General features: G+C 70.4%; 26 protein-coding genes and 1 pseudogene. 11 read left to right on the top strand and 16 right to left on the bottom strand.

Going from position 1 to position 26080, the window contains the following annotated elements:
- Window positions 1-15 precede the first annotated feature (15 nt).
- Window positions 16-432, top strand: a complete 417-nt coding sequence (locus C8K38_RS03500) for a hypothetical protein (protein ID WP_097210260.1) — start codon at window positions 16-18, stop codon at window positions 430-432.
- Between the two features lie 9 nt (window positions 433-441).
- Here the strand turns inward: C8K38_RS03500 and C8K38_RS03495 are convergent, their stop codons facing one another.
- From C8K38_RS03495 to C8K38_RS03485, 3 genes are read right to left on the bottom strand one after another with little or no spacing between them, the layout of a single operon-like run.
- Complete coding sequence (locus tag C8K38_RS03495; RefSeq protein WP_097210259.1) at window positions 442-1314, bottom strand: sugar phosphate isomerase/epimerase family protein; 873 nt, start codon at window positions 1312-1314, stop codon at window positions 442-444.
- A gap of 12 nt (window positions 1315-1326) precedes the next feature.
- Window positions 1327-2736 carry a hypothetical protein gene (locus tag C8K38_RS03490; RefSeq protein ID WP_097210258.1) on the bottom strand — a complete coding sequence of 470 codons (1410 nt, stop codon included), beginning with the start codon at window positions 2734-2736 and terminating at the stop codon, window positions 1327-1329.
- Window positions 2733-3686, bottom strand: coding sequence for a Ppx/GppA phosphatase family protein (locus tag C8K38_RS03485; protein ID WP_077040644.1), 954 nt, complete (start codon window positions 3684-3686; stop codon window positions 2733-2735). Before C8K38_RS03485 ends, C8K38_RS03490 begins: the two co-directional genes overlap by 4 nt.
- A 66-nt stretch (window positions 3687-3752) precedes the next feature.
- Here C8K38_RS03485 and C8K38_RS03480 point away from each other — a divergent pair, with 66 nt between their 5' ends.
- Window positions 3753-4547, top strand: a complete 795-nt coding sequence (locus tag C8K38_RS03480) for a hypothetical protein (RefSeq protein WP_097210257.1) — start codon at window positions 3753-3755, stop codon at window positions 4545-4547.
- Window positions 4548-4618: 71 nt separating this feature from the next.
- Complete coding sequence (locus C8K38_RS03475) at window positions 4619-4966, top strand: hypothetical protein (RefSeq protein ID WP_143548379.1); 348 nt, start codon at window positions 4619-4621, stop codon at window positions 4964-4966.
- A 64-nt stretch (window positions 4967-5030) separates the two neighbouring features.
- Here C8K38_RS03475 and C8K38_RS03470 read toward each other — a convergent pair whose 3' ends face one another.
- From C8K38_RS03470 to C8K38_RS03460, 3 genes are all read right to left on the bottom strand, one after another.
- A complete protein-coding gene (locus C8K38_RS03470) occupies window positions 5031-5720 on the bottom strand; it encodes a response regulator transcription factor (protein WP_097210255.1) in 690 nt (229 codons plus the stop codon).
- Complete coding sequence (locus C8K38_RS03465) at window positions 5717-7036, bottom strand: sensor histidine kinase (RefSeq protein WP_097210254.1); 1320 nt, start codon at window positions 7034-7036, stop codon at window positions 5717-5719. Before C8K38_RS03465 ends, C8K38_RS03470 begins: the two co-directional genes overlap by 4 nt.
- A gap of 159 nt (window positions 7037-7195) precedes the next feature.
- Window positions 7196-7963, bottom strand: a complete 768-nt coding sequence (locus C8K38_RS03460; RefSeq protein ID WP_179800450.1) for a phosphoglyceromutase — start codon at window positions 7961-7963, stop codon at window positions 7196-7198.
- A 138-nt stretch (window positions 7964-8101) separates the two neighbouring features.
- On the opposite strand from C8K38_RS03460, the gene C8K38_RS03455 reads away from it, so the two are divergent.
- The 5 genes from C8K38_RS03455 to C8K38_RS03435 all read left to right on the top strand — a co-directional run bounded on the left by C8K38_RS03455 (window position 8102) and on the right by C8K38_RS03435 (window position 11947).
- Entirely contained in the window at window positions 8102-8689 is a 588-nt protein-coding gene (locus C8K38_RS03455; RefSeq protein ID WP_097210253.1) for a TetR/AcrR family transcriptional regulator, read from the top strand.
- Between the two features lie 95 nt (window positions 8690-8784).
- Window positions 8785-9180, top strand: coding sequence for a DUF3224 domain-containing protein (locus tag C8K38_RS03450; RefSeq protein WP_097210252.1), 396 nt, complete (start codon window positions 8785-8787; stop codon window positions 9178-9180).
- 68 nt (window positions 9181-9248) lie between these two features.
- On the top strand, window positions 9249-9899 hold the full coding sequence (locus C8K38_RS03445; protein WP_097210251.1) for a CatB-related O-acetyltransferase: 651 nt from the start codon (window positions 9249-9251) through the stop codon (window positions 9897-9899).
- Window positions 9896-10795, top strand: coding sequence for a Vgb family protein (locus C8K38_RS03440; RefSeq protein ID WP_097210250.1), 900 nt, complete (start codon window positions 9896-9898; stop codon window positions 10793-10795). Before C8K38_RS03445 ends, C8K38_RS03440 begins: the two co-directional genes overlap by 4 nt.
- A 75-nt stretch (window positions 10796-10870) precedes the next feature.
- Entirely contained in the window at window positions 10871-11947 is a 1077-nt protein-coding gene (locus C8K38_RS03435; protein WP_097210249.1) for a DNA polymerase IV, read from the top strand.
- Between the two features lie 68 nt (window positions 11948-12015).
- On the opposite strand, the pseudogene C8K38_RS03430 reads toward C8K38_RS03435, so the two are convergent.
- From C8K38_RS03430 to C8K38_RS03415, 4 genes and pseudogenes are all read right to left on the bottom strand, one after another.
- A pseudogene (locus tag C8K38_RS03430) lies at window positions 12016-13609 on the bottom strand (AMP-binding protein).
- 133 nt (window positions 13610-13742) lie between these two features.
- A complete protein-coding gene (locus C8K38_RS03425) occupies window positions 13743-14252 on the bottom strand; it encodes a YbjN domain-containing protein (protein ID WP_097210248.1) in 510 nt (169 codons plus the stop codon).
- Window positions 14249-15577: a D-inositol-3-phosphate glycosyltransferase gene (gene mshA / locus C8K38_RS03420; RefSeq protein WP_097210247.1), complete on the bottom strand. Its 1329-nt coding sequence runs from the start codon at window positions 15575-15577 to the stop codon at window positions 14249-14251. Before mshA ends, C8K38_RS03425 begins: the two co-directional genes overlap by 4 nt.
- A 101-nt stretch (window positions 15578-15678) precedes the next feature.
- Entirely contained in the window at window positions 15679-16503 is an 825-nt protein-coding gene (locus tag C8K38_RS03415) for an alpha/beta fold hydrolase (RefSeq protein ID WP_097210354.1), read from the bottom strand.
- 91 nt (window positions 16504-16594) lie between these two features.
- Between C8K38_RS03415 and C8K38_RS03410 the strand changes: the two genes are divergently transcribed.
- Entirely contained in the window at window positions 16595-17455 is an 861-nt protein-coding gene (locus tag C8K38_RS03410; protein ID WP_097210246.1) for a class II glutamine amidotransferase, read from the top strand.
- 6 nt (window positions 17456-17461) lie between these two features.
- On the opposite strand, the gene C8K38_RS03405 is transcribed toward C8K38_RS03410, so the two are convergent.
- Window positions 17462-18103 (bottom strand): cysteine hydrolase family protein, encoded by a 642-nt coding sequence (locus C8K38_RS03405; protein WP_097210245.1) that lies wholly within the window; start codon window positions 18101-18103, stop codon window positions 17462-17464.
- Window positions 18104-18155: 52 nt separating this feature from the next.
- Between C8K38_RS03405 and C8K38_RS03400 the strand changes: the two genes are divergently transcribed.
- Window positions 18156-18557 carry a PaaI family thioesterase gene (locus C8K38_RS03400; RefSeq protein WP_097210244.1) on the top strand — a complete coding sequence of 134 codons (402 nt, stop codon included), beginning with the start codon at window positions 18156-18158 and terminating at the stop codon, window positions 18555-18557.
- 47 nt (window positions 18558-18604) lie between these two features.
- A complete protein-coding gene (locus C8K38_RS03395) occupies window positions 18605-19639 on the top strand; it encodes a tocopherol cyclase family protein (protein WP_097210243.1) in 1035 nt (344 codons plus the stop codon).
- A 16-nt stretch (window positions 19640-19655) separates the two neighbouring features.
- Here the strand turns inward: C8K38_RS03395 and C8K38_RS03390 are convergent, their stop codons facing one another.
- Genes C8K38_RS03390 through C8K38_RS03370 form a run of 5 tightly spaced genes read right to left on the bottom strand, consistent with a single transcriptional unit; the run spans window position 19656 to window position 26076 of the window.
- Window positions 19656-21323, bottom strand: a complete 1668-nt coding sequence (locus C8K38_RS03390; RefSeq protein ID WP_097210242.1) for a dipeptide ABC transporter ATP-binding protein — start codon at window positions 21321-21323, stop codon at window positions 19656-19658.
- 27 nt (window positions 21324-21350) lie between these two features.
- On the bottom strand, window positions 21351-22232 hold the full coding sequence (locus C8K38_RS03385; protein ID WP_097210241.1) for an ABC transporter permease: 882 nt from the start codon (window positions 22230-22232) through the stop codon (window positions 21351-21353).
- Window positions 22229-23188: an ABC transporter permease gene (locus C8K38_RS03380; RefSeq protein ID WP_097210240.1), complete on the bottom strand. Its 960-nt coding sequence runs from the start codon at window positions 23186-23188 to the stop codon at window positions 22229-22231. The genes C8K38_RS03385 and C8K38_RS03380 overlap by 4 nt, the downstream gene beginning before the upstream one ends.
- A 27-nt stretch (window positions 23189-23215) precedes the next feature.
- Window positions 23216-24820 (bottom strand): ABC transporter substrate-binding protein, encoded by a 1605-nt coding sequence (locus tag C8K38_RS03375; RefSeq protein ID WP_257017036.1) that lies wholly within the window; start codon window positions 24818-24820, stop codon window positions 23216-23218.
- Window positions 24817-26076 (bottom strand): ROK family transcriptional regulator, encoded by a 1260-nt coding sequence (locus tag C8K38_RS03370; RefSeq protein ID WP_179800449.1) that lies wholly within the window; start codon window positions 26074-26076, stop codon window positions 24817-24819. The genes C8K38_RS03375 and C8K38_RS03370 overlap by 4 nt, the downstream gene beginning before the upstream one ends.
- Window positions 26077-26080 lie beyond the last annotated feature (4 nt).

Genomic DNA, 26080 nt, shown 5'->3' with positions numbered 1-26080 from the left:
CCCAGGAGACCCGCTATGGACCCCATCCTCACGATCGTCGTCGGCGTCACCCTCCTCACTGTCGTCGGTATCGCCTTCGGGGGCACGTTCATGCTCCGGATCGTCACCGGGAAACAGGGCGCCAACGCCCTGCAGAAGTCGATGTTCCGCGCCGGGCACGCGCACGCCGGGGTCCTGGTGACCCTCGGTCTCGTGGTCGCCCTGCTCACCCAGGCCGCGGGCGTCTCGCCTGGGTGGTCGGCCTCGGGTTCGATCCTCGTGCTGTCAGCGGCGATCTTCGTCCCCGCCGGGTTCTTCTTCTCCGTGATCGGCACTGATCCCGTCCGCCCGAACGCCTGGATGCGATCGGTGTGGGTCGGCTTCGGGGTGCTGGTCGCCGGGCTCATCGTCGCGGGGATCGCGGTGATCACCGCGGGCGTCGGCGCGCTCTGACGACCGTCGCTAGGACCGGGCGCCCACCGACAGGTGTTCGCGGGCGAAGGCGAGCGACTGCGCGAGCATCGACGACCGCTCGGCCTGGGTGCGCGCGTTCTGGGTGTTGATCTCCAGCACGGCCTGTCCGTCGAAGCCGCTGTCGACGAGGTGCCTGCACAACTGCGCACACGGCTGATTGCCGTGCCCGGGGATCAGGTGCTCGTCGACCGACGCGCCCCGCCCGTCCGCCAGGTGCAGGTGGGTCAGGCCCGAACCCATCCGCCGAGCCAGGTCGAGGGCGTCCATGCCCGCCGTCGCGGTGTGCGAGAGGTCGAGCGTGTAGTGCGCGTGATCGCTGTCGGTGGGGTCATAGCTCGGCGCGAAGGCGGACACCCCCGGGCCGGGCCCGCCCCGCTTCTCGAGCCGTTCGGCCGACTTCGCGCGCTTGCCCCAGAAGCGATCCGCTCGCATCGGGAACATGTTCTCCACCGCGACCGCGACGTCGCTGCGCTCCTCGAGCTCGCGCACCTGGTCGGCGAAACCCTCGGAGTACTTGCGCTGCCAGCGGAACGGCGGGTGCACGACCACGGTGCGCGCGCCGAGTGCTTCGGCGGCGCGGACCGACTTCTCCAGCTTGGCGGCCGGGTCAGCGCCCCACACCCGCTGCGAGATCAACAGGCACGGGGCGTGCACGGCCTGCACGGGAACGGCGTACTTGCGGACCAGCGCCTTGACCGCGTCCAGGTCCTGGCTCACCGATTCCGCCCAGACCATCAATTCGATGCCGTCGTAGCCCAGTTCGGCGGCGTACTCGAACGCCGCCTCGGTGTTCTGCGGATAGACCGAGGCAGTCGAGAGTCCGACGAGGATCTTGCGTGTCCCGGTTCGAGTGCCGTCCATCGCCACCCTCGGTCAGGTCGTGAGCAGGAAGGCGAGCGGACCGATCGTCACGAACACACCGACGATGATCGCGATCAGCAGGCTCACCATGTCGTCGGTCTGTCGCAGGATCCGGACCACCGCCACCAGGCCGGCGATCACCAGCACCGCGAGGACCAGCGCCACCCAGGGCAGCACGTCCCACAGCTTCTCGAAGCCCTTGAACAGCAGCCCACCGACCAGCAGGGCGACGATGCCCTGACCGATCAGTACCGCCCACTCGCGGGCCGCGTGCTTGTCGTCTCGATCGGAGGGCGCGTCCTCGACCGCTTCGTCCGGCTCCCGATCCGCGAGGTCCTCCGGCTCCGCGGAGCCGGGCACCGAGTCCATGCGCGCCGCGCCGTCGCGCACCGGGACCTCGGGCGCCGATTCCCTGAGCGCCTGTTCCTTGAACGTGGACGTCTTCGGCACCACGATCCTCGGGATCTCGCCGGTGACGTGCACCAGCGCCCTGGCCTCCTCCAGCGTCTCCCGACGGGCGGTGCCCGCGGCCCTGGCCTGTCGCATGAGGTCGCCCTCGAGGCTGGACCCGGACAGCATCGCGGGCTCTCGGATGGGGGTGTATGGGACGAACCCGGGGCGCGGGGCGGGCGGAGCCTCCGCGACCGGCATGGCCGCGGTCTTCGGCTGCTCGGCGATCGGGGCGCGCATGGAGGTCTTCGGCTTCTCGGCCTGCGCGGGCTGGGCGTCGACCTGGGTGAGGGCGCCGGACCGGTATTGCGGGGGCAGGGCGGCCGCGGTGGCCGCGGGCGTGACATCGGGAGCCGCGGTCACCCGGTACTGCGACGGCATCACGGGGGCCGGAGGAGCGGGGGGCGCAGGCGCGGGGGTCGGTGTGACGGAGCCGGATGGGGGCGCGACTCGTTCGTACTTCGGAGCCTCGAACTTCGGTGCCTCGACCCTCGGCTCCTCGAACTTCGGTGCCTCGACCCTCGGCTCCTCGAACTTCGGTGCCTCGACCCTCGGCTCCTCGGCCTTCGGCGGCTCGGGAACCGGCGGGATCGTGCGGCGTTCCCTCTCGGGGACGGTGTACCGCGCGACGACCGACGGCACCGGAGTCCGGTCAGCGCGCCGGGACCGGGGCTGAGCGGGAGGCGACGGGGTGACGGCCGGTGCGGGGGCGGGCGCAGGCGCAGGCGGCGTGACCGGCGCGGGCGCGGGAGCGGGCGGCGTGACGGATACCTCGGGCACCTCGGGGATCGTGTGCCGCGAATCCTCGGGAGGCCTGACGACGGGGATCTCGCCGGTCAGTTCGGCGACGCTGATCCCGCCGCCTGCCACTCCCCTACGCCGACGTCCACCGCGGGACTCGACCTGCTGGCCGTTCCTGGCGAGCAGCTCGGCAACTGAGACCTGCCCGGTGTCCTCGGATCCTTCGCTCATCGCGCACTCACCACCAGTTCTCCGCCCATCTCGGTATCCAGCTTCCGCAGGATCAGCCCCTCACGCAGAGCCCAGGGGCAGATCTCCAGCGAGTCCACCGACAGTGCCCGCATGCTTGCCTCCGCAATAAGTGCGCCCGCCACGATCTGCTGGGATCGGTCCGAGCTCACACCCTCCAATTCTGCGCGGTCCGACGTCGTCATCCTAGAAATGAAGGCGATCAGTTGGCGCAGACCGCTGGCAGTCAGTGTCCTCTGTACCCGGGGTCCGGCGGCGGAGGGCGCGGCCCCGGTGAGTCGTGCCAGGGACCGGAACGTCTTGGAGGTCCCGACCACCCGATCCGGTGCGCCCGCGGCACGCAGGGCCTTGGCCGGCTCGACCAGCTCGGCGTCGAGCCAATCGCGCAACACCGCCACCCTGCGCTTGCCGGGCGGGTCGGCCTGCAACCAGTCCCGGGTCAACCGTCCGGCACCGAGCTGGAGGGAGAACGCGACGTCCGGGTCCTCGTCGCCGCCGGAGGCCAGCTCCAGCGAGCCGCCGCCGATGTCGAAGTTCATGATCCGGCCTGCGCTCCAGCCGTACCAGCGCCGCACCGCGAGAAAGGTCAGCCGGGCCTCGTCGACGCCGGACAGCACCTCGAGCGCCACCCCCGTCTCGTCCCGGACGCGGGCCAGCACCGCCTCGGAGTTGGTCGCGTCGCGGACCGCCGAGGTCGCGAAGGCCATCAGCTCGCCGCATCCGGAGGTCGAGGCGATGCTCGCGAAATCCCGCACCGCCGCGACCAGCTTGTCGGCCCCGCCCGCGGTGATGTCGCCGCGGTCGTCGGTGTTCTCGGCGAGCCGCAGCGTCGACTTGGTGGAGCTCATCGGCGTCGGGTGAGCGCCCCTGTGGGCATCCACCACGAGTAGATGAACCGTGTTGCTTCCGACGTCGAGTACCCCTAACCGCACGTGACCACGGTACTGGGTCTACCGTCGAGACTTGTGACAGCAGGCAACACCACGCCCGATTCGAAGATGGAGCCGACGCCGGAAGTCGACCCCGACTTCCCTCGCGAGTGGATCGAATTCGTGGACCCCGCCAACGCCGAACATCTCGTGGTGGCGGACCTGACCTGGCTGCTTTCGCGCTGGACCTGCGTGTTCGGCACCCCCGCGTGCCAGGGCACCGTGCCGGGACGTCCGGACGACGGCTGTTGCTCGCACGGCGCCTTCCTCTCCGACTCCGACGACAAGGCCAAGCTCGACCGGTCAGTGAAGCTGCTCACAAAGCGCGACTGGCAGTTCATGGAGAAGGGCCTTGGCAAGAAGGGCTACGTCGAGGAGGACGACCTCGACGACGAGCCCGCGCTGCGCACCAGGCGGTACCAGGGCGCCTGCATCTTCCTCAACCGGCCGGGATTCGAGGGCGGGATCGGCTGCGCGCTGCATTCGATGGCGCTGCGCAAGGGCATCGAGCCGCTCGAGGTCAAGCCTGACGTCTGCTGGCAGCTGCCCGTCCGTCGCACCCAAGACTGGGTGGAGCGGCCGGACGGCTCGCAGATCCTCAAGACCGTGATCACCGAGTACGACCGACGCGGCTGGGGCGAGGGCGGCGAGGACCTGCACTGGTACTGCTCCGGATCGCCCGACGCACACGTCGGTTCGAAGCCGGTGTGGCAGAGCTACGCCCCCGAGCTGACGGAGCTGCTCGGCAAGCCCGCCTACGAGGAGCTGGCCAAGCATTGCCGTCGCCGCGCGGGGCTTGGCCTGATCGCCGTGCACCCGGCGACCACCGCCGCGCAGGAGAAGGCCGACCAGCCCCGACCGTAACGGCCGGTCTGCGTTGTCCCGATAACGGATCAGGAGGGTGCATCGGCCCTCCCCGTCGTAGGGGGATGCTCATGTTCACTCGCACACTCGCAACGGCCGCGCTGGTCGTCGGCGCCGCACTGACACTGGCCCCTGGCGCGTCGGCCGCCGAGCCCGACGACCCGTACGGCTTCAACGCGGTCCGCGACCGGACCGACTATTTCGTCGCGCCCCTCGACGCCGGTGCGCTGATCGGCCCGAACACCTATAAGCCGATCATCCTCAGTCCGTACGGCGCCACCCGCAAGATCGAGTGCCGCGGCGACGGTCACTACGTCCAGATCCACGAGTGCAAGCAGTACGACACGAACAACGTCGCGCACGACCTCCAGCTGGTCGCCAACCCGATCCGCCCGGTCTACGTCTACAACCCGTTCTAGCCCCCGAGTCCTCTGGCGCCAGGAACTGTGCCGTGCGCCGCGATCCGCGGCGCACGGCCCGGTGTCAGCCCTCCAGCTTGTATCCCAGCCCGCGCACGGTGACCAGATGCTCCGGCTTGGCCGGATCGGCCTCGATCTTCGACCGCAGGCGCTTGACGTGCACGTCGAGGGTCTTGGTGTCGCCGACATAGTCCGCGCCCCACACCCGGTCGATGAGCTGGCCGCGGGTGAGCACCCGGCCGGAATTCCGCAGCAGGTACTCGAGGAGGTCGAACTCCTTGAGCGGGAGCATGACCGTGTCGCCGTTGACCTGGACGATGTGGCGCTCGACGTCCATCCGCACCGGGCCCGCCTCGAGCACGCCGTCGTCGGCGTCGTTGTCGGAGTCGTTGTCGGCGCCGCGCCGCAGCACCGCCCGGATCCGGGCGATCAGTTCCCTTGCCGAGTAGGGCTTGGTGACGTAGTCGTCAGCGCCCAGTTCCAGTCCGACGACCTTGTCGATCTCGCTGTCGCGGGCGGTGACCATGATGACAGGAACGCCGGAGCGCGCCCGGAGTTGCTTGCACACGTCGGTGCCGCTCATCCCGGGGAGCATCAGGTCCAGCAGGACGATGTCCGCGCCGGACCGGTCGAACTCGGCGAGGGCGGACGGTCCGTCCCCCACCACCGTCGCCTCGAACCCCTCCTTGCGGAGCAGGAACGCGAGCGGGTCGGCCAACGACTCCTCGTCCTCCACGATCAACACATTCGTCACCGGTTTGCCTCCAGACTCGGCGCAGCCTCGTGCTGCGTCACTTCGTGATCGATCGATGCGGTCTTGTTCGCTGCGGACGTCTCGTCCGCAGCCGGGGGTGCGTCCGCGATGGGCGCTGACCTGAGCTGGGCCACTGGGCCCGAGATCGCGCTCCTCACCGGGGCGTCATCGGCTTCGTCGGAGAGTTCCTCGTGCCACGGAATGTGCAGCGTGAAGGTGGACCCGGTGCCGACCTTGCTCCACAGCGTGATGGAGCCGTTGTGGTTCGCGGCCACGTGCTTGGCGATCGCGAGACCGAGCCCGGTGCCGCCGGTGGACCGGGACCGCGCCTTGTCGACGCGGAAGAAGCGTTCGAACACCCGCTCCTGGTCCTCGCTCGCGATGCCGATCCCACGGTCGGTGACGGCGATCGCGACCTTGTCCCCTCGCCTGGACCGGCTCACCGACACCGGCGATCCCTGCGGCGAGTACGCGATCGCGTTCTCGACCAGGTTCGACAGCGCGGTGATGAGCAGGGTCCGGTCACCCCGCACCTCGAGTCCGCTCGGCCGGTCGGCGGTGACCGTGATCCCGGCCGCCTCGGCGGTGAGCCGCGAACGGCGCATGGCCTCCTCGACCACCTCGTCCACGTCGACCACCTCGAGGTCGGGCAGCTTCTCCGCGCCCTGCAGGCGGGAGAGCGCGATGAGTTCGCTGACCATGTTCCCCAGCCGCTTCGATTCGCTGAGCACCCGCTCGCCGAAGTGCCGCACGGATTCCGGGTCGTCGGCGGACTCGAGGAGCGCCTCGGCCAGCAGGCCCATCGCACCGACCGGGGTCTTGAGTTCGTGGCTGACGTTGGCGACGAAGTCGCGGCGAGTGGCCTCCATGCGGACCTGCTCGGAGTCGTCGTCCGCGAACAGCACGACGAACCGGCGGTCCTGCTCGCTGAGCAGACGGGCCACCCCACGCACCGCGATCTTGTTCCTGCCGCGCGCCGGGTTCTTGATGCTGAGATCCATCTCGACCGGCACCCCGGTCGTCAGCACCTGATTCGCCGCCTGCCATGCCCGTTCCTCGACGGTGCGGTTGCGCACCAGGCCCAGCTCCTCGGCGCGCGGGTTGAAGAGCACCACGTCGTGGAACCGGTCCACCACCGCGATGCCGCTGTGCGAGGCGAGCACGATGAGGTCGAGGACCTGAGACATGGTCAGGCCGGCCTGTTCGGCTTCGCGCCTGGAGAATCGATTCTTCAGGAACGGGACCAGTACCCCGCCGACCAGGTATCCGCCGAACGCGGCGACCACGGCCAGGAGTACGGCCTGAACAACACTCACAGCGCAATCGTACGGTCGGGTAAAGCCAGACGGACGCAGGGTGGAGGCATTTCACCGCACGTCATGGCCCCGCGGCGCCCCGTTCTCCGGCTGTTCACCCGGTGTTGGCCCGAGATCCCGCCGTGGTGGCGGCGGGGTCCCGGGCCGACATCGGAACTGCTACTTCGCGCCCTGGCTGGCGACCGCGGCAGCGCCTGCGGCGGCGGCCTCGGGGTCGAGGTAGGTGCCACCCCGGTTGAGCGGGGTGAGGCTGCCGTCCGCCGCGACCTCGAGGTCGTAGCGCAGCGGGATGCCGGTGGGGATGTTCAGCCCGGCGATGTCCTCGTCGGAGATGCCGTCCAGGTGCTTGACCAGCGCGCGCAGCGAGTTGCCGTGCGCGGTGACCAGGACGGTCTTGCCCGCCTTGAGGTCCGCGGAGATCGTCTCCTCCCAGTACGGGATGAGGCGCTTGACCACGTCGAGCAGGCACTCCGTCAACGGGACCTCGTCGAGGCCCGCATAGCGCGGGTCGGCGTCCTGGCTGTACTCGGTGCCCGCCTCGATCGGCGGCGGCGGGGTGTCGTAGCTGCGACGCCACAGCATGAACTGGTCGTCGCCGTACTCGGCCTTGGTCTGGGCCTTGTTCTTGCCCTGCAGCGCGCCGTAGTGCCGCTCGTTCAGACGCCAGTCGCGCACGACCGGGATCCAGTGCCGGTCGGCGGCGTCGAGGGCGATGTTCGCGGTGCTGATCGCCCGGCGGAGCAGGGACGTGTACAGCACGTCGGGCAGCACGTCGTGCTCCTTGAGGAGCTGACCCGCCCGCTTGCCCTCACCGATGCCCTTGTCGGTGAGCGGCACGTCCACCCAGCCGGTGAACAGGTTCATGGCGTTCCATTCGCTCTCGCCGTGGCGGAGCAGCACAAGGGTTCCGGTACTCATGCCCACAATCCTGGCATGACGGCCGACGGCCACCGCCCGCGGCGCCGCCCCCGCAGGGTCGATTGGGCAGTCAGGGTTGACTCCTATCGCAACTAATGTAGCTTTAAGGACCCGGCAATCACCGAACCAACGCAGCAGGAGTTGTCTTTGGAGCCCCAGAAGCGCCCCGGCGGCCGCAGCGCGCGGGTCCGCGACACCGTCCGCACGGCCACCCTCGCCGAGCTCGCCCTCCACGGCTACCAGGGTTTGACGATCGACAACGTCGCCCAACGCTCCGGCGTCCACAAGACCACCGTCTATCGCCGTTGGGGCACCCCCGAAGGCCTGATCGCCGATGCCCTCGAACTCGCCGAGTCCGAACCGTGGCCCATCCCCGACTCCGGCTCCATCGAAGGCGATCTCCGTGGAATCACCGACCTCGTCCGCAGCGGTTTCGCCGACCCCGAAGCCGGCCCCATCGCGTCCGCCTTCATCGCCGCGGCCACCCAGAATTCGGCCGCCGCGCAGGCCCTCCGCCGCTTCTACGCCGCCCGCCACACCCAATCCGCCGAGGTGGTCCGCCGCGCAGTCGCCCGCGGCGAACTCCCGGCCACCGTCGCCGCCGAGGACCTGATCAGATTCGCGGTGGCCCCGGTCTACTACCGACTCTTCATCGCCCACGAGCCGGTGACGGAACAAGACGCGCACCGCGCTGCTGACGCTGCGCTGGCGGCCGCACGGGCAGGCGTCATCTGACGGCTGCCCTCGCGGCCGCGACCATTCCAACCCCGACACGCACGTCGAGTCCGATCGCCGCAGCAACTCAACTCAACTCAACTCAGGAGAAACCTATGACTGACCAGCAGATCGGCCGCACGATCGACGCCTCTTTCGAGATCACCGATTGGGACGAGACCGTCTACGAAGAGCCGGACGAGGGACCCAAACTGACCAGGGTCCGAATTCGCAAGCGCTACCACGGTGCGATCGAGGGCTCGGGCGTGGTGTCGGTTCTCACGGCCCAGGGAGCTGCCGGTGCAGGCTATGTGGCCTCCGAACGGGTCGAGGGCACACTCGACGGCCGTGCCGGCACCTTTGTCATCCAACACGGCGGTCTGGCCAACGGCACCGAGCAGAGCAGCTTCGGGTCCATTGTCCCGGGTTCCGGCACCGGAGAGCTCGCGGGGATCTCGGGCCACGCGAAAGAGGCTCAGCAGGAGGTCCTCTCCCTGGTCTACACGCTGTAGTTCGCTCGACATCTGCAGCCTGTTCAGCTGCGCACCATCCCGACCTGCCGACACCGAAGGACCCAACGTTGTCACCTGATCCGACCACCGTTCACCCGCTGCCTGCCCACGACCGCGTGGTGTTCCTCAAACCGCTGGTCAGCTCGCCGCAGATCGTCGTGGGCGAGTACACCTACTACGACGACCCGGACGGCGCGACGGACTTCGAGCGTCGCAACGTGCTCTACGCATACGGACCGGAGCGCCTGATCATCGGCAAGTACTGCGCGATCGCCGCGGGGACGAGGTTCCTGATGGCAGGCGCCGAGCATCCGACGATGGGTGTGTCCACGTTTCCGTTCACCATGTTCGGCGGCCGCTGGGCCGAGCAGACTCTCGACATCGTCACCGCCATGCCCAGCCGCGGCGACACAGTCGTCGGCAACGATGTGTGGTTCGGCTTCCAGGCGACCGTGATGCCCGGTGTGCGAATCGGCGACGGCGCCATCATCGCGGCCGGCGCGGTGGTCACCGTCGACGTTCCGCCGTACACGATCGTCGGTGGCAATCCGGCCAGACCGATCCGGCGACGCTATGCCGACGCGGACATCGACCGGCTGCTGCACGCCGCATGGTGGGACTGGCCTGCCGAACTCGTCACCGAACACGCCCGCACCGTCATGGCCGGAACACCGGCCGACATCGAGCGCATCGCCCTCGACCACCAGGAGAAGGCATGACGACCCACGTCAGCATCGACGAGCACGCCGTACCCGGTGGCGGCCCGTACGCGATCACGGTCGGCCCGGACCGCGCGCTCTGGTTCACGCTGGTCCACAGCGGTCAGATCGGCCGCCTCGTGCCCGGCGAGCCGCCCACCAACCACCAGCTCGACCCGGACAGCGGGCCGACGATCATCGTCACCGGACCCGACGGTGCACTCTGGTTCACCGAATACCGGTCCCACCGCATCGGACGGATCACCACCGACGGCGTTCTCGACGAGTTCGCACCGCCCACACCGAACTGCGGGCCGTTCGGCATCGCCGCGGGACCCGACGGAGCGCTCTGGTTCACCGAAACCGCAACCGACCGAATCGGACGGATCACCACCGACGGCCAGGTCACCGAGTTCCCCCTCCCGACCGCCGGCGCGTTTCCCTCCGCGATCACCGCCGGCACCGACAGCGGAATGTGGTTCACCATGAACCAGGCCAACGCGATCGGCCGCATCGGCACGGACGGCGACGTCACCATCCACCCGCTCCCCACCGAAGCCGCAGGACCCGTGGGGATCACCACGGGCCGCGACGGAACCCTCTGGTTCGTCGAGATCAACGCCGGCCAGATCGGCCGGATCACCCCGGACGGAACGATCGACGAGTTCCCGCTGCCCGACCGCGCCGCCCGACCGCACGCCATCGCCAGCGACGACAACGGCGGGTACTGGTTCACCGAGTGGGGCGCCAACCGCATCGGCACAATCAGCCCGGACGGTGCGATCTCGGTACACGAGCTGCCCACCCCGGGATCCGAGCCACACGGGATCACCCTCGGCCCGGACGGTGCACTGTGGACAGCACTCGAAACCGGCGCCCTCGCTCGCATCACCAGGTCGACCCACACCAACGCCTAGACAACGAGCCGGCGTGCGATCGGATCGGGGCGTGGCGCGCTGGCAGCGGACATCCTCGGCCCGCACACTGGGTGAATGAGTACCGCGCCGCGCGACCGGTGGGTGCTGCACGTCGACCTCGACCAGTTCGTCGCAGCCGTCGAGGTCCTGCGACGGCCGGAACTACGTGGCAGGCCGGTGATCGTCGGCGGGCGCGGCGACCCCACCGAACGCGGCGTGGTCTCCACGGCCTCGTATGAGGCCCGCGAGTACGGGATCGGATCGGGGATGCCGCTGCGGGTCGCCGCGCGCAAGCTCGCCACGCGCGAGATCACCGACGCGGTTTTCCTCCCCGTCGACGGCGAGGCCTACTCCGCCGCATCGCAGCGGGTGATGGACACCCTGCGCGGGCTGGACGCGGTGGTCGAGGTGCTGGGCTGGGACGAGGCGTTCCTCGGCGTCGCCACCGAGGATGCGGTCGGCTTCGCCCGCGCCGCCCAGTCCGCCGTGCTCGCGGCGACCGACCTGCACTGCTCGGTCGGCATCGGCGACAACAAGCTGCGCGCCAAGATCGCGACCGGCTTCGGCAAGCCGCGGGGCGTGTACCTGCTCACCGCGGACAATTGGTTCGACGTGATGGGCGACCGCGCCACCGACGCGCTGTGGGGAATCGGGAGCAAGACCGCGAAAAAGCTTGCCGCCCTCGGCATCCACACCGTCCGCGAGCTGGCCGACGCCACCGACGGCGAGCTCGCCGCGGCCTTGGGTCCGACCACAGGACCGTGGCTGCACCGGCTCGGCCGTGGCCTCGGCGGCGAGACGGTCACCGCCGAGCCATGGGTGGCCCGCGGCCACGGCCGGGAGACGACATTTCAGCACAACCTCACCGACCCCGAGCAGGTGGCGGCCGAGGTGCGCCTGCTCGCCGAGCGGGTCACCGAGGACCTGCGGGCGGAGGGGCGAGCGGCGGTCCGGATCACGCTGAAGGTTCGGTACGCACCGTTCGACACCCACACCACCGGTGCGCCGCTGGCCGAGCCGACGCTGGACCCGGCGGTCATCGCGGACGCCGCCGCGGCGCTGACCGGGCGACTCGATCCGGGCCGCGAGGTCCGGCTCCTCGGCGTCCGGCTCGAGATGACACCGCGATCCGGGCCACCGGCCGCGAGCTAGTCGTTTTACCGTTGATCCCGACCACGATCACCCGAAAACGACTAGCTCGCGACCCGACGGCGCGGCGACTAACCCCGCGAGGCCTCGCTCGCACGAAGGTCCTTGCGGAGGATCTTGCCCGCCGCCGACTTCGGCACCGCGTCGATGAACTCCACGATCCGGACCTTCTTGTGGGGCGAGACCCGCTCGGCGACGAACGCGATGACCTCGTCGCCGGCGAGCTCGGCATCGGGCTGACGGACGACGAATGCCTTCGGGACCTCCTCGCCTTCGTCGTCGAGCACGCCGATCACCGCCGCGTCGGCGATCTGCGGGTGGGTGAGCAGCAGCGCCTCCAGCTCGGCGGGCGGCACCTGGTAGCCCTTGTACTTGATCAGCTCCTTGAGCCGGTCGACGATGTACACGACGCCCTCCGCATCGACGGTGGCGATGTCACCGGTGTGCAGGTAGCCGTCCGCGTCGAGGGTCTCGGCGGTCGCGGCGTCGTTGCCGAGGTAGCCGACCATCACGTTCGGGCCCTTTGACCCACAGCTCGCCCGGCGCGCTGACGCCCGTCGTCGGGAGCTCGACCTCCTCTCCGGTGGCCGGGTCGACGAGCTTGTTCTCGGTGTTGGCGATCGGCTTGCCTACCGAGCTGAGCGGGACGTGGTCGTCCTCGAGCGCGATCGCGTGGCTGACGGGGCTCAGCTCGCTCATGCCGTAGCCCTGGCGGACGCGGCAGTTCAGCCGGTTCGCCACCGCCTTGCCCAGCTCCTCGTCGAGCGGCGCCGCACCGGAGAAGATGGTGTGCACGGAGGAGAGGTCGTACTGGTCGACGAGCGGGTGCTTGGCCAGCGCGACCGCCACCGGCGGCGCCACGAAGATGTAGGTGCACTTGCGCTCGGAGGCGTTGCGCAGGAACTCGACGAGGTCGAACTTCGGCATCGTGACCAGCGTGGCACGCTCGAACAGCGCCGCGTTGAGCAGCACGGTGAGCCCGTAGATGTGGAAGAAGGGCAGCACTGCCAGGATCCGGTCGTCGGCGCTGATGCCCATCCGCGGGTGGATCTGGCAGACGTTCGCCACCAGGTTCCGGTGGGTCAGCATCACGCCCTTGGGGCGGCCGGTGGTGCCCGACGAGTACGGCAACACCGCGAGGTGGGTGGCCGGGTCGAAGCTGACCTCGGGGGCCGGGGCGCCCTGGGTGAGCAGGTCCCGCAGCGACGGGTGCCCCTCGGCGCCGTCGAGCACGATCACCCGGTCGGCGGGGATGCCGACCTGCTCGGCGGCCGCCCGCGCCTGAGGCAGCAGCGGCGACACGGTGAAGAGGAAGGTCGCCTTGGAGTCGGTGAGCTGCTTGGCGATGTCCTCGGCGTTGTAGAGGGCGTTGATCGTGGTGGCCGTGCCGCCCGCACGCAGGATGCCGTGCAACACGGACGCGAACGCCGGGACGTTCGGCGAGTGCAGCGCGGCGACGTCGCCGACTGCCAGACCGCGCGCCGCCAGCGCGCCCGCGACGGCGTCGACCTGACCGATGAGCGCGCGGTAGGTGGTCTCCGCGCCCGAGCCGCCGTCGATGAGCGCGGGCCGGTCCAGGTCGGCGTCCGAGACCTGACCGAAAAGGAAGTCGTAGACGCTCAGGTTCGGGATCTCGACGTCGGGATAGGGGCTCTTGAAGCTCACGGGGGCCTCTCCTCGAGTGGTGCGGCGACAGGGTGAACGAACCAGGTAACTGTCACAGATGGAAACAGTTAAATCACCTGTGACAGCCGTCACAGGATCGCCGAAACCCTACCCCGAACCGCGGCGCCCCGCCTCAGTCAGCTTTGGCAGCCCTGACCTGGTCAGCGGACATCAGGTGCACAAACGGCTGCAGGTTCACGAGCGACTCACCGCGCGAGACCCGCCAGTCCCACTCCCGCCGAATCGATGTGGCGAAACCGAGCTCGAGCAGGGTGTTGAAGTCGCCGTCCGCGGCCTCGAGCACCTGACCGAGCACCCGGTCCAGTTCCGACCCGGTGACGGCGTGGGTGGAGATCTGTCCGAGCAGGTAGATGTCGCCGATCTTGTCGATCGTGTAGCTCACCCCGTACAGCCGGCGGTTGCGACGGAGCAGGAACCGGTAGACACCCTCGAAGTTCTCGTCGGGCTTGCGGCAGACGAAGGCCTCCACCCGGACGCCGTGCGCGCCGACGGTCAGCAGGCAGGTGGTCTTGAGCTTGCGCTCGCCGGGCAACTCCACGACGAACTGGCCCTCGCCCTTGCGGGTGTACTCGAGCTCCCGCTCGGCCAGTTCGGCGTCGATCAGCTTCGCGATGTCGGTCACGCTCGCACTCCCCCCATTCGGCGCAGCTTCCACAATCCCCTGCCGCGGCGCGGCGCGTGTTCGGGCTGCCTGCGGTAGCTGGCGTTCGCCCGCTTGTAGCTCTCGAGCAGGCCGTCGGCGGTGTGCTCCCAGGAAAAGTCCTCCGCGTGCAGCGGCGCGCGGCGCGCCATCTCGGCCAGCCGGCCGGGATCGGCGAGCAGCGAGTGCAGCGCATCGGCCCAGTCGTCGGTGCGGTGACCGGGCACCAACAGCCCGGTCTCTCCGGACCGCACGGCGACCCCCAGTCCCCCGACATCGGCCGCGACGACCGGTGTCCCGCAGGCCTGCGCCTCGATCGCGACCAGTCCGAAGGACTCCGAATAACTCGGCACCGCAACCAGATCCGCCGCGCGGTACACCTGTGCGAGCCGATCGGGCGGCTGCGGCGGCAGGAAGGTGACCCTGGCGGTGATGCCAAGCGAGGCGGCCAGGTCGATCAGCGAATCGGGCCGGTCCAGCCCGGTGCCCGATGGCCCGCCGACGACCACGATCCGCAGCGGCAGCGCCGGCTCGCGCTCGATCAGGGCGGCCGCGGCGCGCAGCAGCACGTCCGGCGCCTTGAGCGGCTGGATCCTGCCGACGAAGGTCACGATCAGCTCGTTCGGATTCAGCCCCAGCTCGGCCCGCGCCGCCGCGCGATCACCCGGCCGGTACCTGGACAGGTCCGCGCCGGGGGCCACCACGTCGATCCTGCCTGCGTCCGCGCCGTAGATGTCGATCAGCTGCTTGGATTCGTCGGCGGTGTTGGTGATCAGGCGATCGGCCTCGGCCACCACCTGCTGCTCGCCGATCTGGCGCGCGGCCGGCTCCGGGACGTCCCCCTCCGCCAGGGCGGCGTTCTTGACCGCGGCGAGGGTGTGCGCGGTGTGCACCAGCGGGACGCCCCAGCGGTCGCGGGCCAGCCAGCCGACCTGGCCGGAGAGCCAGTAGTGCGAGTGCACCAGGTCGTAGTGCCCCGGCTCGTGGTGCGCCTCCTCGCGCAGCACCCCGGCCGCGAACGCGCACAGCTGGGTGGGCAAGTCGTGCTTGTCGAGACCCTCGAACGGGCCCGCGACGACGTTGCGGACCAGCACCCCCGGCGCGGCCTCGACGACCGGCGCGTCCGACGAGGAGGTGGCCCTGGTGAAGATCTCCACCTCCACCCCGCGGCGGGCGAGCTGCAGCGCGGTCTGGAGCACGTACACATTCATGCCGCCCGCGTCACCGGTCCCCGGCTGCGCCAATGGAGAGGTGTGGACCGAGAGAACGGCCACCCTCCGCAACCGGTGGTTCTGCGCTGGGGTCACGGCTCCATCTTGCCCTGTGGCGATCACGCGGGGCGAAGCCGACCTGAGGACGTCGGCGGCGACCCGGCCGTCAGCGCCCTCGGTCGCGCCCCCTTGCCGCGTCACAGCCCGTCGACGAACTCGCTGACCTCGGCGACGAAGCGTTGCGGGTCCTCGACGAACGGGCCGTGGTCGCAGCCTTCCCAGTACGACGCGGTGGCCGCCGGGATCAGCCCGGCCGCATGCCTGGCGGCGGAGACGTCGACAACGGTGTCCGCGGTGCCGTGCAGGATCAGCGCGGGGACGGTGAGGCCCGCGAGCAATTCGTCGTGCCCGACCGCGCGGTTGAACAGCGCCGCGCGCACCCGAGGCGGCGTCGACAGGCTGGCCCCGAACAGCGCCTGCGAGGCGACGCCCTTGCCCTCGGCCGGGCCGGTCAGGGCGGTGCCGAAGCTTCCGAGCGCGCGGATCGACTCGCGCGGATCCTCGGACATCGCGGCCGGGATGGCCGCGCGCATCGACGATCCGACGCGGCCGCCCTTCTGCCCGGGCCCGATGCTGGTGATGGCGCCGACCAGCACGATCGCGTCCACCGCGGCCGCACCGAACTCGGCGAGGTAGTCGCAGATCACCAGGCCGCCGTAGGACCAGCCCAGCAGCACCGCGCCGGACTCGATGCGCTCGGCGGCAAGCACCGCCTCGACGTCAGACGCCCAGATCTTCGGGTCGTCGTATCCCTCGGCCGGCGCGCCGGAGTAGCCGTGACCGCGCAGGTCGACGGCGATCACGCGGTACTTGGCGGACAGCGCGTCGAGCACGCCGTCGCCCCAGCACCGCAGCGACTGCGCCCAGCCGTGCAACAGCACCAGCGGACGCGCGGCGGCGTCGCCCTCGACGCGGTAGACGATGGACGTGCCGTCGACGCTGACGGTTTCCCGGATAGCCATGCCGGCCATTCTGCGCCCCCGGCGCCTGTGAGTGAATTTCACCCCGGTCGGGGTGAAATTCGCTCACAGGTGCGAAGCGCATACTCAGTTCATGTGCCGCTTGTTCGGGATGACCAGCGCACCGTCACGGGTCACGGCCACGTTCTGGCTGCTCGATGCCGCGGACAGTCTGGCCGTGCAGAGCCGACGCGATCCCGACGGCACCGGCCTCGGCACCTTCACCGCCGACGGCGAACCCCTCGTCGAGAAGCAGCCGCTGCCCGCCTACGCGGACGTGAGCTTCGCGACGGAGGCGAGGGAACGCAGATCCGAGACCTTCGTCGCCCACATCCGGCACGCCTCCACCGGCGGGCTCGCGATGGTCAACACCCACCCGTTCAGCATGAGTGGGCGCATCTTCGCGCACAACGGCGTGATCGAGGACCTGCCCCGGTTGGACGAGGAGCTCGGACCGTACCGATCGGCGGTAGCCGGTGAGACCGACTCCGAGCGCTTCTTCGCGCTGATCACCAAGCACATCGACGGCCACGGCGGCGACGTCACCGCAGGCATCACCGAGGCCGCCCACTGGGTCGCCGAGCACCTGCCGATCTTCGCCGTCAACATCGTGCTGACCACCCCGACGGAGCTGTGGGCGCTGCGCTACCCCGACACCCACCAGCTGCTGGTGCTCAGCCGCGCGCCGGACACCGGCCGCCACCTCGAGCACGCCAGCCTGGCCGGCACCGTCCGGGTCCGGTCGGGTGAACTGGCCTCGGCACCCGCGGTGGTGGTGGCCAGCGAGCGGATGGACGATAACCCCGCGTGGCGGCCGCTCGCGTCCGGCGAACTGCTGCACGTCGATGCGGAGCTCAACGTCGACAGCTCCGTGATCCTCGACGGCCCGCCCGCGCATCCGCTCACGCTGGCCGACCTCGGCGCCACCGCCGCCGCGTCGCAGGCGAGCCGCTGATCGACCTCAGCCCAGCGCCGCGACGATCTCCGCCGCCGTGGCGTGCACCGCGCCGATCCGCCCGGCCTCCTCGAGGTGGCGGTCGTCGACGCCCGAGATCGCGTCGGCCGCGATGAGCACCCGGAGGTCGCGTTCGCTCGCGTCGACGATGGTGGCCCGCGGGCAGTTCGGGTAGTTGCAGCCCGCCACCACCACGGTGTCGATGCCGCACTCGCGCAGGTGCGACTCGAGCTCCGTCCGGTGGAACGCGCTCCAGCGCGGCTTGAACAGCACGACCTCGGTCGGCGTGACCTGCTGCAGCCCGCCGCCCAGGAGCAGGTCCGGGTCGAGGTCCGGGGTGCCGAACTCGGGGACGATCTGCGACCCGACGGTGCCCGGTCTCGCCGTCTGCGCGCCCGCGGCGATCGCGGACCGCCGCACGAGGTCGACGTCGTCGCCCGCGTAGAGCCGGACGATGTGCACGATCGGGCGCCCCGCGGCCCGGTACGCCTCGAGCAGGCGCGCAATCGCGGGCAACACCTGCGTGGTGCCGGGGATCGGGCTCGATCCGCCGTCGACGAAGTCGCGTTGCGTGTCGACCACGAGCAGGGCGGAGGTAGCCGGATGCGGGGCTATCCAGGGGTCGAGACGCTCCTCGAGGGTGCTCACGGCATCACCGTATCGCCACCTCGACGGTGGACGGCGGGTCTAGCATCGAGCCATGGAGCTTGACGAGCTGCTGGCAACCATGCCGTTCGCGGTGAAGTCGGGAATCGAGCTGGTCTCGGCGACCCCTGGCGAGGTCGTCGGCCGACTGGCGTGGAGCGAGGACCTCACCACCGCGGACCACATCATGCACGGCGGGGCACTGACCACCCTCGCGGACAGCGTCGGCGCCGTGTCCGCGTTCCTCAACATCCCGTCGGGCGCCGCGCGGGTCACGACGGCCTCGAACGCGGTCTACGCGCGCCAGGTACGCCGCGGCATCGTGACCGCCGCGGCCCGCCCGTTGCACGTCGGCCGCAAGACGATCCTGGTCTCGATCGACCTCACCGACGACGACGGCAGGCTCGTCTCACAGGTCACCCAGTCGCACGCCGTCGTGGGCGACTCCGGCTTCTGAGCCGCAACCCGCCCATTGATCGGGTCGGTCCCGGCTACCGTTGGGCGATGTCGCGCTTGCTCGACGCCTACCGCGCCACCGGGGCCGACCTGCCTTTCGGTGATCCCCTGGCCGCCCACGGCGTCGCCATGGAGGGTTACTTCTGGCGGTTCACCCAGCCGGAGTCGGGCCGGGTCGTGATCGCACTGTGCGGGATCAACCGGGCAGCCGACGGCAGCTGGGCCACCCTGGGCCTGGCCGCGCATCCGAGCGGTTTCCTGCGGACCGCCGCGCATCCGGTCGCGGCCGCCGACCCCCATCGGCTCGGGGTAGTCGCCGGGGAGTCGTTCCGCGGCGAACCCGACCGGCTGCGGGTGGACCTCGGTCCCGACGCCAGGCTCGACGTGCGGATCACACATCCGATGCCCTGGCCGCGACGCGCATTCGGCGGTTCGGGTGTCCTCCAGACGATCCCGGCGCTCAACCAGTATTGGCACCCCTGGCTGCTCGGCGGGCGCGCCGAGGGAACCGCGGTGCTCGGCGGCGAGAACTGGGACCTCACCGGGGGCCAGGTGTACGCCGAGAAGAGCTGGGGCCGAGGTGGATTCCCCGATTCCTGGTGGTGGGGCCAGGCTCAGGGCTTCGCCGACCCGGCAGCGTGCGTGGCGTTCGGCGGCGCCGTGGTCCACGCCGGAGCGCTGCGCACCGAGATCACCCTGATCGTCGTGCGACTGCCGGACGGACGGGTGCTGCGCCTCGGCGATCCGGTGGTCTCCCCCGTCCGGGCCCAGGTGACCGACGAGCACTGGACGCTCCGCGGCCGGAGCCCACGCTGGAGCGTGGACATCGAGGGTCACGGGGCGATCGGCGACGCCCACGTCCTACCGGTGCCGCTGCCGGCCGAGCGGCGCAACGTCCCCGGCGCGCTGGAACACCTGGGTGCGCGGATGTCGGTGACGGTCCGGCGGGGGCACCGGACGGTCTGGTCCGGCGAGTCGGCCGTGGCGGCGCTGGAGCACGGCGGGCTGGCGCGCGCCAGGGCCGAGGCGGACCGGCGCGGCGCCGCGCCGGAGGCCACCGACGCGCCACCGTGCGCCCGGTGACCCGCGATCGCGCGACTCAGCTGGCCGCCGACAACGCCTGCACCGGCCGCGGGCCGGACGCCACCCGGTCTTCCCGGCGGCGACGCTGCTCCACCGGGTCCGGAACCGGCACCGCGCCGAGCAGCCCGCGGGTGTAGTCCTGCTGGGGATCGCCGAACACGCTTGCGGTGGAGCCGATCTCGACCATTTCACCACCACGGAGCACGGCAACCCTGTCCGCCACCCGGTTCACGACGGCGAGGTCGTGACTGATGAACAGGCAGGCGAACCGGAACTCCTCGCGCAGGTCCGCGAAGAGGTCGAGAATCTCCGACTGCACGGACACGTCGAGGGCACTGGTCGGCTCGTCAGCGACCAGCAGCCGCGGCGCCAGCACCAGGGCCCTCGCTAACGCCACCCGCTGCCGCTGCCCGCCGGACAGCTCGGCAGGCCGCCGCTCCGCAAACGAGCGCGGCAGTCGCACCGCCTCGAGCAGATCGCCCACCCGGGCGCGTAGCAAGGCGCCGGAGGCCGCTCGATGCACGACCAGCGGCTCCGCGACCGAGTCCCCGATGCTCCGGCGTGGGTCCAGCGATGCCGCCGGGTCCTGGTGCACCAGCGCCACCCCCTTTCGCAGGCCACGGAGGTCCCTGCGGGACACCGTGCCGAGATCCGTCCCGTCGAACACGACCGACCCCGAGGTCGCCCGCACCACGCCCAGCGCCGCGCGCCCCAGGGTCGTCTTGCCAGAGCCCGACTCGCCGACCAGGCCAAGCACCTCACCCGCGCCGACCTCGAACCCCACACCGCGCAGCGCGTGGAACTCCTTGTTGCCCAGCCTCGCCGGGTACACCACATCCAGGTCGCGCACCACCAGGACCGGCTCGGCGGGCACCGGGCCGACCGGGCCCGCGTTGTCCCCGAGCCGCGGCACCGCCGCGAGCAGCTGCGTCGTGTACTTCTCCCGCGGCGCCGAGAACAGCTCGTGCACACCGCTCTCCTCGACCAGCTCGCCACGGCGCATCACCGCCACCCGGTCCGCGATGTCGGCGACCACCCCCATGTTGTGGGTGATGAGCAGGATCGCCGCACCCCGCTCTGTCCGCAAGCCGCGCAGCAGGGTGAGGATCTCCGCCTGCACCGTCACGTCCAGCGCGGTCGTCGGCTCGTCCGCGATCAGGAGGTCCGGGTCCCCGGACAGCGCCAGGGCGATCACGACCCGCTGCTTCTGACCGCCGGACAGCTGGTGCGGATACCAGTCAACCCGCCGTTCCGGATCCGGGATCTCCACCAGGCGAAGCAGTTCGACGGCCCGCGCCCTGGCCTCCGCCCGGCCGACCTTTCCGTGCGCCCGCAGGGCCTGCGCGATCTGCCAGCCCACCTTCTGCACCGGGTTCAGCGCGGTCTGCGGTTCCTGGAACACCATGGCCGCCCTGGTCCCGCGCAGCCGGGCGAGCGTGCCCTCCCCTGCCCCGACCACCTGGGCGCCGCCGAGCCGGATCGACCCGCTCGCCTCGGCGTTGTCGGGCAGCAGCCCGAGCACCGCCTTCGCGGTCATCGACTTTCCGGAACCGGATTCACCGACCAGCGCGAGGATCTCACCGCGGCCGACGGTCAGGTTCAGCCCGTCCACCACCGGGTCACCGGTCGCGCCGAAACGGATGCTCAGGTCCTCGATTTCGAGGATCGGGTCTGTCTGGGTCATCGTCTACTCCTGAGATGTCATGGCGTGTCAGGCCCGACGCGCGGATCCGAGCGCCTGGGCGATGAGCAGGAATCCGAGCACCAGCGCCGCCACCACCACCAGCGGGCCGATGGCAAAGGCCGGGTTGGCATCGAGATTGGGCACAGAGTCGGCGATGATCGACCCGAGCGAGGGTTCGGGTGGCCGGACGCCGATACCGACGAAGCTCATCGCGGACTCCACGAACACCGCCACCGACATGGACAGCGCCAACTGCACGGCCAGCGGCTCCAGCGCGTTCGGCAGCACGTGGGTGCGCAGCACCCACCACCGACCGGCCCCGATGACCTCCGCCGACTCGACGTACGGCAACTCCCGGATCCGCAGCACCTGGGTGCGGATCATCCGCCCGAAGATCGGGATCTCGACGACCACGATCACTGCGATCACCGTCACCGCGCCGGGTCCCACGATCGCGGCGAGCGCGATCGCCAGAATCAGCGCGGGAAACGCGAGCACCACGTCGAAGGCGCGCTGGGCGATCACGTCCGTCACCGGGTGCAGGCTCGATGCCAGCCCCAGCAGCGCGCCGACCAGCGCCCCGATCGGCACCGCGATCACGATGATCTCGAGGTTGATCCGGATGCCGTGCAGCACCCGGGAGTAGACATCCCGATTCACCTGATCGGTGCCGAACCAGTGCTCGGCGCCGGGGCCGAGGAGGTTCGCCCCGCCGATCTGCTCGTTCGGCCCGAAGGGTGCGATCCACTGGGCCAGCAGTCCCGCCGCCGCCACCGCGACCACCAGCACCAGGCCGAGCAGGCCCTGCCCATGGGTCAGCGCGGCCCACGCCGGGTGCCTGCGCGCGGGCGCCGGCTCGGGAAGGGACCGGTCGGCGACCGCCGGGTCCTCGATGGGGGTGACGCTCATGAGGTTCCCCCGATCCGGATCCGCGGATCCAGGTAGGCATGCACGACGTCGGTGACCAGCTGAACGAGCACGAACACCGAGACCGAGAGCAGCAGCAGCACCTGGACCACCGGGTAGTCGCGGCGGCTGATGCCCTGTTCGATGAGCTGCCCGATCCCGGGCCAGGCGAAGATCGCCTCGACCAGCACCGCACCACCGAGCAGCTGCCCGGTCTGCAGACCCAGCGCGGTCACCATGGTGGGGAGTGCATTGCGCAGTGCGCTGCGGGTGACGAGATTCCACCGCGAGACGCCGAGCGCCCGTGCGGTCAGCACGTACGGCTGACTCAGCTCGGTGCGCAGCGACTCGGTGAGGAATCGGGTCAGGGCGGCGGCCACCGGCAGGGCCAGGCACACGGCGGGCAGCAGCAGGTACTGCGCCGAGATGTCGGGCCTGACCCAGAACCCCTGCGGGGGAACCCCACCCGAGGGGAGCACCGGAAAGAGCACCGCGAACACCAGGACCAGCAGCACGCCGCTGACGAAGGGCGGCAGCGCCACGGCGAGGGTGTTGAACCCGGCGACAGCGCCGGTCAGCCACCGCTTCGGCCAGACAACGGCCGTGACGCTGAGGATCAGGCTGACCAGCACCGCGAGCACCAGCGCGGTCACGGCGAGCACGACGGTGTTGACCAGACCGGAGAGGACCAGATCGGAGATCTGACCGCCGATCACATACGACCTGCCCAGGTCGAAGGTCAACACCGAGCCGATCCAGGACACGTACTGGGCCGGGATCGACCGGTCCAATCCGAGCGAATGTCTGATCGCGGCAATGGATTCCGCGGAGGCATCCGGACCGGCCAGGCTGCTCGCCGGATCGCCGGGGACCAGCCGAAGCACGAAGAAGATCAGCAGTGAGGCCAGCAGCAGCACAGCCACGGCCGACGGCAGCCGGCGCGCGAGGTATCGCACCATGATGCGGGCTCCTCTCGGTCGGGGCCGTCAGGCCAGATAGGTGTCCGTGTAGACGATCTCGGAGCGTTTGGTCCAGTCGATGCCCTGCACCCTCTGCGCCGTGGCGAGTTGGTTGAGCACCACGCCGATCTCCACCAGGAACAGCCCGTCGAGCAGTTGGTCGCTCACCGCCCGGTACCTGTCCTTCGCCTCCGCGCCGGTGCCGTCCGCGACCCGCCACGCCGCTCCCGCGGCGTCGACATAGGCCGGGCTCTCGTAGTGCGAGGAGTTCTTGAGCGCGTTGAACGGGTATGCACTGACGGTGAGCGTGGACGGAACGTACTGGGCCCACGAATGGAACGTCACCCACAGGGCCGGAATGGTGCCGCCGATCAGCGCCTTGATGAAGGTCGCGCCCTCCTGCGGATCGAGCTCGACCGGGATGCCGATCTCGGCGAGGTTCGCCTGCACGATCTGCGCGGTCGCCTCGTAGAAGGGATTCCCGGCCTGGTAGGTCAGGGGCAGGGTCGGGACCGCGATCCCCGACCCGGCCAGGATGGCCCGCGCCTTGGTCGCGTCCCGGGTGAAGGTCGTGTTCCTCGACTCGTCGTAGGCGGGCGAGCTCTTGGGCCACGGCAGGTTCACCGGGTAGCCGGAGCCGCGGAACACCTCCGAGATCACCCGGTCCCGATCGATCGCGTACGCGATCGCCTGCCGCACCCGGACATCGGCGAGCGCCGGGTGGGTGACGTTCGCACCCACGTACACCTGCAGCTCGGCCCCCTCCAGCGACACCGCCTGGAATCGCGCTGTCTCGCCGAGGGTTTCGGTGTCGCGATAGTTCAGCCCACCCGCAACCGCGACCTGGCCGGACTTGAGCGAGCTGAGCAGCGCCTGCGAGTCGGGGATCACCGAGACCTCCACCCGGTCCAGGAAGGGCCGGTCCGGGATCCAGTAGTGCTCGTTGCGCTCGAACACCAGCGCGCTGTTGGGCGTGCGCGAGACCAACTTGAACGGCCCGGTGCCGATGAAGGCGTCACCGGTGGCGAGCTTGTCGATGGACTCGCTGTCGAGGATCGGCACGGTGTCGAGCAGGTCGAAGACGTTCCCGAGCGGATGCGCCAGCGTCAGCACCAGGCGGTGCGGGTCGCTGGTGTCGAACGCCGTGATCGCGGCCGCGGTGCTGCGCAGCTGAGCGGTCCACTTGGGGTCCGCGTAGGTGCGGAGGGAGAACTCCGCGTCCTTCGAGGTGAACGGGCGACCGCTGTGGAAGGTGACGTCGTCGCGCAGCTCCAGGGTCAGCGACAGCCCGTCGGCGGCGAGCTGCCACGACTTCGCCAGCCGAGGTTGCGGCTCCACGTTGTCGTGCGGATAACGGACGAGGGTGTCGTACGCCAGCCCGATCACGGTGGTGGCGCCGCTGGTGTTGGTCAGGAACGTCGCCGGGATCACGTCCGCGGTGATGCCCGTCTTGAGGGTGCCACCGCGCACCGGTGTGCCGGACGCGCCCGTGGCCGCCCCCGCCCGCTGCTCGTCGACCGCGGAGGAGCAGGCCCCCAGCAGCCCGGTCCCGAAGATGGCGGCGGCGGTCAGACCCGCGCCGCGGAAGAAGGTACGACGATCGACGATCGACCGGTTGACTGAGGAGCTCACTGGGAGACAACCCTTCGAATGGAGGTGAGTGGATCTGAGTAGAGGGTGCTGAGCGAGACCACGCCTGCCGCGAACTCCTGGACGCGGTTGCCGAAGCCGGTGATCCGGATGTCCTTGCGGGCCAGGCTCGACGTGCGCGCGAACGCCTCGGCGACGTGCGGGATTCCGGCGGGGTACTCGGTGAATGCCTGACCGCCGAGGATCACCCGGTCCGGGTTGAACAGGTCACGCAGCATCGCGACGGTGCGGCCGAGCACCCGGGCGCGCTCGACCAGGAGTTCGTGCGCCGGAATGGAACCCGCGGCCGCCGCCCGGTAGACGGCAGCGATGGCGGGCCGTTCATCGGTCTCGGTGAGGATGCCGGCCTCCTTGGCTGCGGCGATGGTGGCGCGGTCGCTGACCGTGGCCTCGAGGCAGCCGCGGGCACCGCAGGCGCACAGCGCCGAGGAACCGGTGGACAGGTGCACGATCGAGCCGGGGCCGGACGAGGGCGTGTGCACCCGGCCGTCGATGGTGACGGCGACTCCGGCCGTCTCGCGGGCGTAGAAGTAGAGGCTGGTCCCGTCCGTTCCGCTGTCACCGGGGCGCTGAGGGGCGAGCAGCAGCTCCGACGCCGCCATCGCCTCGACGTGCGCGGCGACCGACACCGGCAGCCCCAACCCTTCGCCGATGATCGCGCCGACGGGGGCGCCCAGCCAGCCGAGCCGTGGGTGGTCGACCCGGCCCGTGGTCGCGTCCACCCGGCCGCCGAGCGCCACCCCGACCCACAGGGGCCGGCGTCGATGCCATCTGGAGGCGAACAGCTTTGCACTGCGAGAGATTTGGGAGAGCGCCCGGTCTTGTGGGCCTGCCGGTGTCGGAACCTCGACGGAGCCGAGGATCTTTCCCCGGAGGTCACTGGCGACGATCCCGGTCACCACCGCACCGATATGGATACCGATGGTGAGATAGGGCTCGTGGTTGACCTCGAACGGCACCCGGGGTCGACCCACCGCTCCCGACGCGGTGAGATCCGCGCGCTCACGCAGCAGGCCCTCGGCGAGCAGCGCCGAGACCTGGCGGTTCACCGTGGCGGTGGACAGGCCGGTGATCTTCGCCGCGATGTCGCGGGCGATCGGCCCGCGGGCGCAGGCCACCCGGAACACGGCCGCGGCGGGGGCGTCCGCGACGCGCAGTTCCGGCGGCACGATCTGGGCGCGGGTGGGGGTACGGGTGATCGGCCGGGTGAGGACGGCCGCGGACGACAAACTGGTGATGGAC

The sequence above is a fragment of the Rhodococcus sp. OK611 genome (assembly GCF_003050885.1).
Lineage (GTDB): Bacteria > Actinomycetota > Actinomycetes > Mycobacteriales > Mycobacteriaceae > Rhodococcus_G > Rhodococcus_G oryzae.
The sequence above is the reverse complement of the archived record's forward strand: the minus strand, read 5'-3'. Positions and strand labels throughout refer to the sequence as shown.

What these genes read in the sequence shown, in the direction of transcription:
- C8K38_RS03495 (WP_097210259.1), bottom strand. Translation starts at nt 1,314, where the DNA reads ATGGACGGCACTCGAACCGGGACACGCAAGATCCTCGTCGGACTCTCG.
- C8K38_RS03400 (WP_097210244.1), top strand. Translation starts at nt 18,156, where the DNA reads ATGGAGCTTGACGAGCTGCTGGCAACCATGCCGTTCGCGGTGAAGTCG.
- C8K38_RS03440 (WP_097210250.1), top strand. Translation starts at nt 9,896, where the DNA reads ATGACGACCCACGTCAGCATCGACGAGCACGCCGTACCCGGTGGCGGC.
- C8K38_RS03490 (WP_097210258.1), bottom strand. Translation starts at nt 2,736, where the DNA reads ATGAGCGAAGGATCCGAGGACACCGGGCAGGTCTCAGTTGCCGAGCTG.
- C8K38_RS03410 (WP_097210246.1), top strand. Translation starts at nt 16,595, where the DNA reads ATGTGCCGCTTGTTCGGGATGACCAGCGCACCGTCACGGGTCACGGCC.
- C8K38_RS03385 (WP_097210241.1), bottom strand. Translation starts at nt 22,232, where the DNA reads ATGAGCGTCACCCCCATCGAGGACCCGGCGGTCGCCGACCGGTCCCTT.
- C8K38_RS03435 (WP_097210249.1), top strand. Translation starts at nt 10,871, where the DNA reads ATGAGTACCGCGCCGCGCGACCGGTGGGTGCTGCACGTCGACCTCGAC.
- C8K38_RS03395 (WP_097210243.1), top strand. Translation starts at nt 18,605, where the DNA reads ATGTCGCGCTTGCTCGACGCCTACCGCGCCACCGGGGCCGACCTGCCT.
- C8K38_RS03475 (WP_143548379.1), top strand. Translation starts at nt 4,619, where the DNA reads ATGTTCACTCGCACACTCGCAACGGCCGCGCTGGTCGTCGGCGCCGCA.
- C8K38_RS03500 (WP_097210260.1), top strand. Translation starts at nt 16, where the DNA reads ATGGACCCCATCCTCACGATCGTCGTCGGCGTCACCCTCCTCACTGTC.
- C8K38_RS03380 (WP_097210240.1), bottom strand. Translation starts at nt 23,188, where the DNA reads ATGGTGCGATACCTCGCGCGCCGGCTGCCGTCGGCCGTGGCTGTGCTG.
- C8K38_RS03450 (WP_097210252.1), top strand. Translation starts at nt 8,785, where the DNA reads ATGACTGACCAGCAGATCGGCCGCACGATCGACGCCTCTTTCGAGATC.
- C8K38_RS03390 (WP_097210242.1), bottom strand. Translation starts at nt 21,323, where the DNA reads ATGACCCAGACAGACCCGATCCTCGAAATCGAGGACCTGAGCATCCGT.
- C8K38_RS03415 (WP_097210354.1), bottom strand. Translation starts at nt 16,503, where the DNA reads ATGGCTATCCGGGAAACCGTCAGCGTCGACGGCACGTCCATCGTCTAC.
- C8K38_RS03480 (WP_097210257.1), top strand. Translation starts at nt 3,753, where the DNA reads ATGGAGCCGACGCCGGAAGTCGACCCCGACTTCCCTCGCGAGTGGATC.